The sequence below is a fragment of the Gemmatimonadota bacterium genome, assembly GCA_016714015.1.
Classification (GTDB): Bacteria; Gemmatimonadota; Gemmatimonadetes; order Gemmatimonadales; family Gemmatimonadaceae; genus Pseudogemmatithrix.
This window is the reverse complement of the sequence record JADJNZ010000001.1, coordinates 1,470,057-1,483,592: the sequence shown is the minus strand read 5'-3', so window position 1 is coordinate 1,483,592 and position 13,536 is coordinate 1,470,057. Positions and strand designations below refer to the sequence as shown.

Sequence of the window (13,536 nt, the reverse complement as noted above, 5' to 3'; positions counted from 1 at the left end):
GGTGGTGGCGAGCGCCACGGTGCCGCCCGAGGTCGAGAGCGCGTTGCCGGCGATATCGCGCAGCTGCACGGTGACGGTGACCGACTCGTCGGTGGTCATGGTGGCGGCGGAGACGGTCACCTGGCTCGTCGCGAGCGACGGCGGGCCGATCACGACGGTGACCGTCGCATCCTGCGTGACCGGCGTGCCGTCGATGGTCGCGGTGATGACCTTCGCGCCCGGGTCGGTGGAGCTGAGGGTTCCGGTCGCGGTCCCATCAGCGCCGGTGGTGATCGCCGGCTGCGTGAGGGTATTGCCCGTCCCCGTCGCCGCGAGCACCACCGTCGCACCCTCGATCGGATTGCCGCCGGCATCGCGCGCGGTCACCGTGATGATCGTGCTCCCGCCGCCGGCCGCGAGCGTGGCCGAGTCGGCGACGAGCGTCGAGACGCCCGCGCTGACCACCCCGACGGTCACCGTGACGGTCGGCTCCGCGGTGATCGCGACGCCGTTGACGGTCGCCGAGACGACCTTGGCACCGACGGCCGTCGACGCGAGCGAGCCGGCCGCGACGCCGCTCGCGTTGGTGGTGCCCGCGGGCTGCGTGATCGCATTGCCGGCGCCGGTCGCCGCGAGCACGACGGTCGCGCCGGGGATCGGGTTGTCGTTCGCGTCACGCGCGGTCACGGTGATGGTGCTCACCTCCGCGTCGCTCGTGATCGACGTGGGCGAGGCGTCGACGAGCGTCTGCGCCGCGGAGACCGCGCCCGGCACGATGACGATGTCGGCGGTCGCGGTGATCGCATCGCCGTCGATCGTCGCGCTCACGGTGTGCGATCCGGCGGCGGTCGAGGCGAACGTGCCGGTCACCTGACCTGCCGCATCGGTGACGCCTGCCGGCTGGGTCAGCGAGACCCCCGTGCCGGTCGCGGCGAGCACGACGCTCCGACCACTGATCGGATTGCCGTAGTCATCGAGCGCGGTGATGGTGATGGTGCTCGCGCCGCCGTCGGCACTGAGGGTGTCGTCGGAGACCGTGAGCGTTGACACGGTGGTGGAGAGCGCGCCGGCGATGACCGTCACCGTCGCGGTGTCGGTGACGGGCGTGCCATCGATGGTCGCCGAGATCGCCTTGTCGCCGACGGCGGTCGACGCGACGGTGCCGGTCGCCTCGCCGTTGGCGTCGGTGACCGCGAGCGGCTGCGTGATCGTGTTGTCGACTCCGGTCGCGGCGATGACCACCGTCGCGCCGACCACGGGGTTGTTGCTCGCATCGCGCGCGGTGACGGTGATCGTGCTCGTGCCGCCGTCGGCGCTGATCGCGGTGGGGGACGCCGACACGGTGGAGGTCGCCGCGGAGACGGCGGCCGCGGTGACCGTGAGGTCCTGCGTCTGCGTGACCGCCGTCGCGCCGATGGTCGCCGAGATCGTCTTGCTGCCGACGACGGTGGCGCTCACCGAGCCGGTGGCAACGCCGGCGGCGTCGGTGACGGCGAGGGGCTGCGTGACGACCGCGTCGGCGCCCGTGGCGGCGATCGTGACCGTCTGGCCCGCGACCGGATTGCCGTTCGCGTCGAGGGCCGTGACGGTCACGGTCGTCGAGCCGCCGGAAGTGATCGACGACGGCGAGATCGCGACCGTGGAGGCCGCGTCGGAGACCGCACCCGGCGTCACCACCACCGTGTCGATCGCCGTGATCGGCGTGGCATCGATGGTGGCGCTGATGACGTGCGCGCCGGCGCCCGTGGACGAGAAGAGACCAGCGGCCTGGCCGTTCACGTCGGTCACGGTCGGCGGCTGGATGATGGTATTGCCGGTGCCGGTGGCGGCGAGCACGACCGTCAGGCCGCTGATCGGGTTGCCGTTCTGATCGAGCGCGGTGACGGTGACCGAGCTGGTGCCGCCGTCGGCACTGAGCGCGTCGGCAGAGAGCGTGAGCGTGGACGCCGCGGTGGAGAGCGCGCCGACCGTGACGGTGACCGTCGCGGTGTCGGTGACCGGCGTGCCGTCGATGGTGGCCGAGATCTCCTTGTCACCGACGACGGTCGACGCGACGCTGCCCGTCGCCTCGCCATTGGCGTCAGTGACGGCGGCCGGCTGCGTGACGGTGTTGCCGGCGCCGCCCGCGGCGATCACGACGGTCGCCCCGGCGACGGGGTTGCCGCTCGCATCACGGGCGGTGACGGTGATCGTGCTCGCGCCACCATCCGCGCTCCCAGGTCGGCGAGCGGTCAGGTCCCCCCGCCGGCGTGTGGCGCTTGGTGGCGAGCCGGGCCCGCGCCACGCCGCCGCCCCGCCCCACCCACCTCCGGCTGGTCGAGCGCGGTGACGGTGACCGTGCTGACTCCCCGTCGGCCTCCCCCGTGTCGGTGGAGACGGTGAGGGCAGTTGGTGGGAGAGCGCGCCCCGTGACGGTGACCCTGTGTGACCGCGTGCCTGGTCACGGAGATCTTGTCCCGGTAGGCGACCTGCCGTCGCCTCACCTCGCGCACCGCATGCTCGTGCATGCCGGAGTCGCCGGCGACCGGCGCACCGGCGACGGGGTTGCCGTTCGCATCGCGCGCGGTGACGGTGATCGTGCTCGCGCCGCCATCGGCGCTGATCGACGTGGGCGAGGCGGTGACGGTCGAGGTCGCCGCGTCGATCGCCCCGGCGGTCACGACGACCGTGTCGGCATGCACGATGACGGTGCCGTCGATCGTCGCGGTGATGATCTTCTGTCCCGCGTCCGTGGACGTGAAGCTGCCGGTCGTCTGCCCGGCGGCGTCGGTGGCGGCGGCCGGCTGTGTGAGCGTGTTGCCGGTCCCCGAGACCGCGAACGTCACGGGGAGACCTTCGAGCGGATTCCCGAAGGCGTCGCGCGCGGTGAAGGTCACGCTCGCGCCGCCGCCCGCGACGAAGTCGGCCACCGACGCGACGACGCGCGATGCCGTGTCCGACAGCGCGGCCGCGGTGACGGTGAGTCCGACGGTCTGCGTGATCGGCGTGCCGTCCACGGTCGCGGAGACGGTCTTGCTCCCCGCCCCCGTCGAGCTGACCGACCCGGTCGCGACCCCGTTGGCGTCGGTGACGGCGACGGGCTGCGTGACGGTGTTCCCGTCACCGGTCGCGGCGAGCACGACGGCGAGGCCGGCGATCACGTTGTTGTTCGCGTCGCGCGCTGTCACGGTGATCGTGCTCGATCCCGCGCCCGCCGTGAGCGTGGTGACGTCGGCGCTGACGGTGGTGTTGGCAGCCGAGACCGCGCCCGCGCCGACGGTGACCGTCGCGGTCTGCGTGATCTCGACGCCGTTGACGGTCGCCGTCACCACCTTCGCGCCGGACGTGGTCGCAGCGAGCGAACCGGTCGTGACGCCGTTGCCGTCGGTGACGGCCGCCGGCTGCGTCAGGGTCGCCCCACCGCCGCTGACGGCGAGCGTCACCGTCGCGCCGGGGAGCACGTTGCCGTTGGCGTCGCGCGCCGTGATGGTGATGGTGCTCGAGCCCGACCCGGCGGTGAGCGTGGTCGGCAGAGCGGCGACGGTCGAGGTCGCGGCCGAGACGGTGCCCGGTGCGACGGTGACGGTGTCGGTCTGCGTGACCGCGACGGCGCCGATGGTCGCCGAGACGACCTTCTCGCCGCTCGCGGTGGAACTCAGGGACCCGGTGGCCTCGCCGTTCGCGTCGGTGGTCCCGACCGGCTGCGTGAGGGTGTTGCCCGCGCCGGACGCGGCGAGCGTGACGGTCTCGCCGCTCACGGCGTTGCCGAACGCATCGCGCGCGGTGACCGTGACGGTGCTCGCACCGCCGTCGGCGCTGAGCGAGTTGGGTGCCGCGACGACTATTGAAGTCGCGCCATCGACCGCGGCCGGCGCAACGGTCACGGCCTGGGTCTGCGTGACCGCGACGCCGTTCACCGTCGCCGAGACGGTCTTCGCGCCGGCGCCGGTCGAGGTGAGCGTCGCGGTGGCGACGCCGTTCGCGTCGGTGGTGGTGGCCGGGCCGGTGATGGTGTTGCCGGTGCCCGTCGCGGAGACCACGACGCTGACCCCGCTCACCGGATTGCCGCTGCCATCGCGCGCGGTCACGGTCACGGTGATGCCGGCATCCCCGGCGACGAAGCTCGCGGCGGAGACGGCGACGCTCGACTGCGCGCCCGACGCGACGTCAGGCACGACGGTCACCACCTGCGTCTGCGTGATCGCGACGCCGGCCGCGGTGGCGGAGATGGTCTTGGCCTCGCTCGTGGTCGACGCGAAGCCGCCGGTCGCGACACCGCTGGCGTCGGTCACGCCGCTCGGCTGCGTGATCGTGTTGTTCGACCCGGTCGCCGCGATGAGGACCGTCGCACCAGGCACGGCGTTGCCGTACTGGTCGCGCGCGGTGACGGTGACCGTCGAGGTGCCGGTGCCGGCGGCGATCGTCGCGTCGGAGACGGCGACGGTGGACTGCGCGGCGTCGACGGCGGCGGCCGTCACGGTGACCGTGGCGGTCTGGGTGACGGTCACCGCGCCGATCGTGGCGGTGACGACCTTGTTACCAGCCTGCGTCGACGCGAGCGTGCCGGTGATCTCACCGGACGCATCAGTGGTATCGGAGGGCTGCGTGAGCGTGTTCGTGCCCGTCGCGGCGAGGGTGACGCTCGCCCCGCTCACCGCATTGCCGTGCTGATCGCGCGCGGTGACGGTGATGGTGCTCGCGGCCCCGCCGGCGACGATGCTCGTGGGCGCGGCGCTGACCGTCGACTGCGCGGCCGTCACTGCACCCGCGGCGACCACGACTTCTGCCGTCTGCGTGACGACGGTCGCGCCGATGGTCGCGGTGATGGTCTTGGTGCCGGCGCCGGTCGAACTGATGGCGCCGGTGATCTGGCCGTTCGCATCCGTCACGCCGACCGGCTGCGTGAGCGTGTTGCCGCTGCCGGTGGCCGCGAGCGTCACCGCCTGGCCCGCGATCGGATTGCCGTTCGCGTCGCGGGCGGTGATGGTGATCGTGCTCGCGCCGCCATCGGCGCTGAGCGTGCCGGGCGCCGCCGCGACGGTGGAGAGCGCGGCGTCGACCGCCCCCGCGGTGACGGTGAGATCGACGGTCGCGGTGACCGCGACCCCATCGATGGTCGCCGAGACGGTCTTGGTGCCGGCCACGGTCGAGGCGACGGTGCCCGTCGCCTGACCGTTCGCGTCGGTGACGGCCGCCGGATCGGTGACGGTGTTCCCGGTGCCGGTCGCCGCGAGGACGACGGTCGCGCCGGGAACGACGTTGCCGAACTCGTCGCGCGCGGTGACGGTGATGGTGCTGCCGGCGCCGCCCGCGGTGATGCTCGTCGGCGCGGCCGCGACGCTCGAGGTCGCGGCGGCGACGGCGTCCGGCGTGACGGCGAAGGTGAAGGTCTGCGTCGCGACCACGCCATCGATCGTCGCGGTGACGACCTTGTCACCGGTCGCGGTCGAGGTGATCGCGCCGGTCGCGACACCGTTGGCGTCGGTGAGGCCGACCGGCTGCGTGAGCGTGTTGCCGGCGCCGGTCGCCGCGAGGGTCACGACGACGCCCGCGACGGGATTGCCGCTCGCGTCGCGCGCTGTCACGGTCACGGTCGTGGCGGCCGCACCGGCGATGCTCGTCGATTGCGCTCCGGCGACGGTCGAGAGCGCGGCCGAGACGTTGCCCGCGGTCACGGTCACGGTATCGGTCTGCGTGACGCCCACGCCGCCGATGGTGGCGCTGACGACCTTCGCGCCGGCCGACGTCGAGCTCAACGATCCGGTCGTGACGCCGTTCGCGTCGGTGACGGTAGCGGGCTGCGTGAGGGTGTTGCCTGTACCGGTCGCGGCGAGCACGACGGTCGCGCCCGGGATCAGGTTGCCGTTCGCGTCGCGCGCCGTGACGGTCACGGTGCTCGCGCCGCCGTCGGCGGCTATCGTCGCGGGCGCGGCGGCGACGGTCGAGGTCGCGGCCGAGATCGCGCCGGGCACGACGATTACGGTGTCGGTCGGCACCAGCGCCGCGCCGGCGACGGTCGCCGTGACGACCTTGCTGCCGACCGCGGTCGAGGTGAGCGACCCGGTCGCGACGCCGTTCGCGTCGGTGACGGCCGCGGGTTGCGTGAGCGTGTTGCCCGTGCCGGTCGCGGCGAGCACGACGCTGGCGCCCGCGACGACATTGCCGAAGGCATCGCGCGCGGTGACGGTGATGGTGCTCGCGGCGCCGTCGGCACTGATCGAATCCGGCGTGGCGACGATCGACGACAGCGAGGTCGAGACGCCGGCCGCGTCGACGATGATGGTGTCGCGCGCGACGAGCGCCTGGCCGTCGAGCGTGGCGCTGAGTTCCTTGAGTCCCGCGCCGGTCGAGGCGAAGCTGCCGGTCGCGAGCCCGTCGGCGTCGGTGACGGCCGCGGGCTGCGTGAGCGTGTTGCCCGTCCCGGTCGCGGCGAGCACCACGGTGACGCCCGCCACGGGGTTATTGAAGGCATCGCGCACCGTGACCGCGATGCTCGCGTCGCCCGTCCCGGCGGTGAGGGCCGAGGGCGTCGCGACGATGGTCGACGTGGTCGTCGAGAGCGCCGCGGCGGTGACGGTCACGGTGTCGCGCAGCGTGAGCTCCACACCGCCGACGGTGGCGACGACGACCTTCGCGCCCGCGGCGGTCGACGTGAACGACCCGGTCGCGATGCCCGACGCATCGGTGGTCGCCGCGGGCTGCGTGAGGGTGTTCCCGCTGCCCGTCGCGGTGAAGGTGACGGCGAGGCTCGGGATCACGTTGCCGTTCGCATCGCGCGCGGTCACCGTCACCGTGCTCGGCGCACCGCCGGCGGTGATCGAGGCCGGATCGGCGCTCACGGTGCTGACGCTCGCCGAGACGGCGCCGGGCGCCACGGTGAGGGCCGCGGTCTGCGTGACGGTGACGCCGTTGACGGTGGCCGAGACGGTGCGCGCGCCGGTCGCGGTCGCACTGATGGTGCCGGTCGCGACACCGGTCGCACCGGTCGTGCCCACGGGCTGGACGATCGTGTTGCCGCTGCCGGTCGCGCTGATCGCGACGGAGACGCCCGCGACGGGGTTGCCGCTCGCATCGCGCGCGGTGACGGTGACGGTCGCGGTCTCACCGTCGGCGCTGATGGTGCCGGGCGCGACGCTCACGGTCGACTGCGCGGCCGAGACGGCGTCGGGGACGACGGTGACGGTCGTGGTCGCGACGAGCGCGACGGCGCCCACGGTGGCCGAGACGGTCTTGGCCTCGCTGACGGTGGAGCTCAGGCTGCCGGTGGCGACGCCGTTCGCGTCGGTGACGGCGGCGGGTTGCGTGAGCGAGTTGCCGGTGCCGGTCGCGGCGAGCACCACGGCGAGGCCGGGGATGGCGTTGCCGTTCGCATCATGCGCGGTGACGGTGATGGTCGCCGACCCCACGGCCGCCGAGATGGTCGGCGTGGAGGTCGCGATGGTCGAGAGCGTCGCCGAGAACGCGCCCGGCGTCACGACGACGGTGTCGCTCGCGGTGACGGGCGTGCCGTCGATCGTCGCGGTCACGACCTTCGCGCCGGCGCCGGTCGCGGCGAGCGCACCGGTCGCGACGCCGTTCGCGTCCGTGACCGCGACGGGCTGCGTGAGCGTGTTGCCGGTGCCGGTCGCGGCGAGCACGACCGTGCGGCCGGCGACCGGGTTGCCGTTCGCATCGCGTGCGGTGACGGTGATGGTGCTCGCGCCGCCGTCCGCGCTGAGCGTGTCGGGGAGCGCGACGACCGTGCTCGTGCCGGCCGCGACCGCGCCCGCCGTGACGGTGACGGTATCGGCCTGGTCGATCGCGGTGCCGTCGACGGTCGCGGTGATCACCTTCGCGCCGGCCGCCGTGGACGCGAGCGTGCCCGTCGCCACGCCGTTGGCATCGGTGACCGCGACGGGTTGCGTGAGCGTGTTGCCGGTCCCCGTCGCGTCGAGCACCACGGCGAGGCCGGCAATCGGATTGCCGCTCGCGTCGCGCGCGGTGACGGTGATGGTGCTCGCCCCGCCGTCGGCGCTGAGCGTGTCGGGCGCGGCGACGAGCGACGACTGCGCGGCCGAGACCGCGCCCGCCGACACCGTGAGGTCCGCGGTCTGCGTGACGGGCACGCCGTCGATCGTCGCGGAGACGGTCTTCACGCCCGCGTCGGTCGAGGCGATCGCACCGCTGGCGCGACCATTCACGTCGGTGAGCGCGGCGGGTTGCGTGAGCGTGTTGCCGGTGCCGGTCGCCGCGAAGGTGACGGCGAGCCCGGGGATCACGTTGCCGTTCGCATCGCGCGCGGTCGCGGTGATCGCGATCGCGGCGGCGCCGGCGGCGGTGCTCGTCGCGTCGAGCGAGAGCGTGGAGAGCGAGGGCGAGACGGCCCCCGGCCGCACCACGAGCGTGGCCGTGGCGGTGACGGCGGTGCCGCCGATGGTGGCGGAGATGGAACGGCTGCCGCTCGCGGTCGCGGCGATCGTGCCGGTCGCGACGCCGTTCGCGTCGGTGACGCCGACGGGCTGCGTGATGGTGTTGCCGGTCCCCGTCGATGCGAGCACGACCGTGGCGCCGGCGATCGGATTGCCGTTCGCGTCGCGCGCGGTGACGGTCACCGTGCTGGCGGCGCCGCCGGCGATGATCGTGTCGGGGGCGATGGCGATGGTGGAGGCCGCGCTCGAGACCGCGCCCGCGCCGATGACGACATCGACGCTCGCGATCAGCGGCGTGCCGTTCACGGTCGCGGTGACGGTCTTGGTGCCGGCCGCGGTCGAGGCGAGCGTGCCGGTCGCCTGGCCATTCGCGTCGGTCGCGCCGGGCTGGACGATCGTGTTGCCCGCCCCGGTCGCCGCGAGCACGACGGTGGCGCCCGGGATGACATTCCCGAAGGCGTCGCGCGCGGTGACGGTCACCGTGCTCGTCTGGCCGCCCGCGGAGATCGTCGTCGGGAGCGCGGTCAGCGTGGAGAGGGTGCCCGAGGCGGCCGCAGGCGCGACGGTCACCACCTGCGTCTGCGTGACCGCGACGGCGCCGATGGTCGCGGAGATCGTGTGCGCCCCGCTCAGCGTCGCACTCACGCGCCCCGTCGCGACGCCGTTGGCGTCGGTGACGGCGAGCGGCTGCTCGAGCGCGCTGGCGGCGCCGGTCGCGGCGAGCGTGACGGTGGCGCCGGCGACGGGATTGTCGGCCGCATCGCGCGCGGTCACGGTGATGGTCGCGGTGTCGAGCCCCGCCACGAGCGTGCCGGTCGAGACGGTGAGCAGCGACCGCGCGGCGGAGACGCCGCCGGCGGTGACGTCGATGGCGCCGCTCGTCGCGCCGTTGAGACCGGCGGAGGTCGCGACGAGGACGTAGCCGGCGCCCGCGCGATCGAGCGCGAGGCCCGGGAAGGTGGCGATGCCCGCGATGGCGTTGCGCGTGAGCGTCCCGCTCAGCGTGCCGCTCACCGGATTCACCGCGAGGCCGAGCGTGATGGCCCCGACGAAGGTGAAGTTGCGGTTGCCGAGCGAGTCGACGACGCCGACCTCGGGGGCCGGCGTGAGCGAGGCGCCGGAGACCGCGGTCGCCGGCACGCTCGTGAAGACCACCGCCGACGCGGGGGCCGCGGTGACGAGCAGCGTGGGCTGCTGCGTGACGGTGAGCCCGTCGACGCTCGCGACGATGGTGCGCACCCCACTGGCGGTCGCGCCGATCGCGCCGGTGGTGATGCCGTTGGCCCCCGTGACCGCCGCGGGCTGCGCGATGGTGTTGCCCACGCCGTTCGCGCTGAGCGAGACGGTGCGGCCGGGGACCATGTTGCCGAAGCGGTCGCGCGCGGTGACGGTGACCGTCGCCGGCGTGCCGCGCGAGGCGGCGACCGAGGCGGGCGACACCGCGACCGTCGTCTGCGCGACGCTCACGCCGCCAGGACGTGAGGTCGCGACGAAGTTCACCGGGGAGCCCACGCCCGACGCGCGCGCGAGCTGCGTGCTGTCGGTCGCGCTCGTCGTGGTGCCGAGCGTCCACGACGCGGTCGCGATGCCGGCGGCATCGGTGGTCGAGGTGGCGGGCGCGACACTGCCGCCGCCATCGACCACCGCCCACGAGATCAGGACACCGGGGACCGGATTGTTGAGCGCATCGCGGACGACCACGGCGAGCGGCGTCGCGAGGGTGGAGCCGACGCTGTCGACCTGGAGGTCACCACCGGCGAGCGCCATCTGCGTCGCGCCGCCGACGGTCGCGGTCACCGTGAAGGTGACGCTCATCGGGCCACCGCCGATCGTCGTCGAGGCGGTGGTCGTCTGCGCACCGGCCGTCCCGCCGAGCGTTCGCACCGCGGTCGCGCGGCCATCGGCGTCGGTGACCGAGGCGAGCGGCGCGACGGAGCCGCCGCCGACCGCCGCCCAGGTGATGCTCACGCCGGCGACCGGATTGCCGTTCGCGTCGGTCACGCGCACCTCGTGCGCGGTGCCGAGCGTGGTGCCCACCGGACCGGTGAGGTTGTCGCCGCCGGAGATCGCGAGCTGCGTCGCGCCGCCGGCCGTGCCCGTCGCGGTGAAGAGCACCGGACTGCCGGTGAGGCCCGCGACGCTCGCCTCGAGCGTGTTGGTGCCGACGGACGCGCCGAGCGTCCACGACGTCAGCGTGGCGAGACCGTTCGCGTCGGTCGTCACGGTCGCTGCGGGCACGATGCTGCCGCCGCCCGACGTGACGGCGAAGGTCACGTCCACGCCGGCGACGGGGTTCTGGCTCTCGTCACGCACACGCACCGACGGGGCGATGGCGACCGCGCTGCCTGCCGTGGCCGACTGCCCATCACCCGCGACCGCCAGCATCTCGGTCGCCGACCCCGCGATGACGCTGATCGCGCCGCTCGTCACGCCGGCGAGGCCGGCGGCACTGAACGCGAGGGTGCGCGCACCGGTCGCGCCGGTGAGCACGAGGTCGGTGAACGACGCCTGTCCGTTCGCGTCGGTGAGCACCGTCGGGGTGCCGCTCAGCGCCGGGGCGCCGGAGGCGAGTGCGACGGCGACCGCGACGCCGGCCTGTGCGACCACGTTCCCCGCCGCATCCTCGAGGCGCACGACCGGCGCCACGGGGAACGCGGCACCGTTGGTGACCGTCGGCGACGGAGCGGTCGCGAGCGCGAGCCGCGCCGGGCCGCCCGCCGCCAGCGTGATCGACCCCGACGAGACGCCCGTGAGGCCCGATGCCGCGAATGCGAGCGTGTACGCGCCACTCGGGCCGGTGATCGTCAGACCGCTGAACGTCGCCGTGCCGGTCGCATCGGTCGTGGCCTGGGCATTCGCGAGCGTCGCGCCCGTGCCAGAGGCGACCGCCGCCGTCACGACGACCCCGGCGGTCGCGACGCGATTGCCGAACTGGTCGTCGAGCACCACCACCGGCTGCGTCGCGAACGGCACGCCCGCGGAAGCGGTGGTGGACGGCGCTGACGTGAACCGCAACGTGGTCGCGCTCGCCGCGCTGACGGTGAAGGCGGCGCTCGTCGCGTCGGTGAACCCGCCCGCGCTCGCGACGAGCGTCAGCCCGGCCGCCGCGCGCTCCACCCGGACCGTGCCGAAGGTCGCGATCCCGTTGACCGCGACGACCGTGGTCGTCCCGAGCAGCGTCGCACCGGCGCCGTTCGCGCCGAGGGCGAGCGACACGCTCCCGTTGAAGCCGGTGGCCACGTTGCCGAAGGCATCGCGCGCCGACACGACGATCGCGGGCGAGAGCGACGCGCCCGCCACCGCCGCGCTCGGGCCGACGGTGAAGGCCAGCGTCTGCGCACTGCCGGCGCCGATCGAGAACGGATCCGATTCGGTCGTGAGCGCGCCGGCGTTCGCCGAGGCGATGAAGGTGTAGCCCGTGCCCGCGCGATCGAGGCGCAGGTCGGCGAAGGTCGCGACGCCCGCCACCGCGCTCGTGGTGAGCGTGCCGGTGAGTGCGGCCGATTCCGGATTGTCGCCGAGGGCGATGGTGATCGGTCCGGTGTAGCTCGTGAGCGTCGCGCCGCCGGCATCACGGGCGGCCACCTGCACGGCGGGTCCGATCGCCGCGCCGGCCGCCGCCGTACTCGGTCCCACCACGAAGGCGAGCTGCGTGGGCGGCAGCGCGACGCGGAAGGTCTCGCCGGAGGGACTGAAACGGACCCACGCGCTCGCCCGTCCGGTCTGGTCGACGGCGCGCACCTGCCAGCGATAGCCGACGTCATCGACGAGACCCGAGACGGCGACGACGGCGAAGGTCCCCGAGGTGACGGGGATGCTCGAGGCGGTCGCCGTGTTCGTGAGGGCCTGGCCGAGCGGACGCACCTCGACCTCGAGGCGGATCTGGTCGGTGGGATCGTTGTCGGTGACGGTCGCGCCAAGACGCACGACCGATTCGTCGGTGGTGCCGCCGAGCGCGATGTCGGTGACGCCGTCATCCTTGCGCTGGGCGAGCCCGGTGGGCACGCCCGGTGCTTCGGGCACGGCGACGGTGAAGTCCGGGGCATCGACCGCGTTGCCGCCGAACTCGGTCCAGGCGCTCGCGCGCCCGGTGACGTCGACGGCGCGCGTGCGCCAGCGATACGCCGTGCCATCCGCGAGGCTGGTCGCGGTGACCGCGAGCGTCCCGATGCCGAGCGCGCTCGTATGCGTCGCCGTGCCGGTGAGCGCATTGCCGATGGGACGGAGCTCGACCTCGAGCCGGAGCGAGTCGCCATCGGGATCGCTGACGGCGGCCTGCAACGTGAGTTGCGTGGCCGAGAGCGTGCCGGCGAGGGCGACCGGCGTCACCGGTGGAGCCGTGGTGAGCTGCGCGAGTGACGCGGGGGCCGTCGGCGGTCGCGGGCGCGACGCGGAGAGCGTGAAGGCGCCGGTCGCGCGCGCGCCGTTGGTGGTGGCCTCGATGATGTAGTCGCCGGCGGTCGCGAGATGCAGGTAGCGCACGCAGGCGGCGGCCGTCGCGACGGAACAGGTGGTGCTCGTCGCGAGGGGCGCGGGCGTCCCGACGCGTTCGATGGCGACCGAGGGCCCGAAGGCGGTCGATCCGAGCTGGACGGTGATGGAGTCGTTGGCCAGCGCGGTGATGCGATAGCGGCGCGCGAAGCGATCGGTGAAGCGCGGCGACGCGCAGTCGGCGGTCGAGAGCGTGCCGTTCACCGAGGCCGGCAGCGCGCCGAGATCGGTGACGGTGCAGGGGAGCAGCTTGAAGCGCACGGGGACGCGCAACTGCTTGGCGTCGGGCCCTTCGGCGGTGAAGCGGATGGTATCGACGTACTCGCCGACGGCGAGCCCGGTGGGATCGACCGAGAGGCTGTAGGTGCCCGGGGCGGTCCCGGTGGCGGGGCCGAGCACGATCCAGCTGCTGCCGAGTTCGGCGGCGACGGCGAAGCGGAGTCGTTCGCCGGTGCCATCGACGCGGAGCGCGACATCGTACTGCCGGAGCGCGGTGCTGCCGGCGAGGGCGGAGTCGGCGAGTTCGGTGGGGGTGGCCGCGAGCGCGCCGATCTCCCCGGGTGTGAGGAGGTCGTCGAGTCGGCAGGTCGTGAGAGAGCTCGCGGCCAATAGGACCGCGAGACTCGCGACGCGACGCCGCGCCTTCAGGGAGACGCCGGTCACCCGGCTGGCCTCCGAA

2 protein-coding genes are annotated in these 13,536 nt (G+C 74.0%); both read right to left on the bottom strand.

The annotated features are described in order from the left end of the window. A partial coding sequence (locus IPJ78_06290) for an Ig-like domain-containing protein (GenBank protein ID MBK7906162.1) occupies window positions 1-2,115 on the bottom strand: 2,115 nt, incomplete at its 3' end. A gap of 95 nt (window positions 2,116-2,210) precedes the next feature. Next, window positions 2,211-13,520 carry an Ig-like domain-containing protein gene (locus IPJ78_06285; protein MBK7906161.1) on the bottom strand — a complete coding sequence of 3,770 codons (11,310 nt, stop codon included), beginning with the start codon at window positions 13,518-13,520 and terminating at the stop codon, window positions 2,211-2,213. Window positions 13,521-13,536 lie beyond the last annotated feature (16 nt).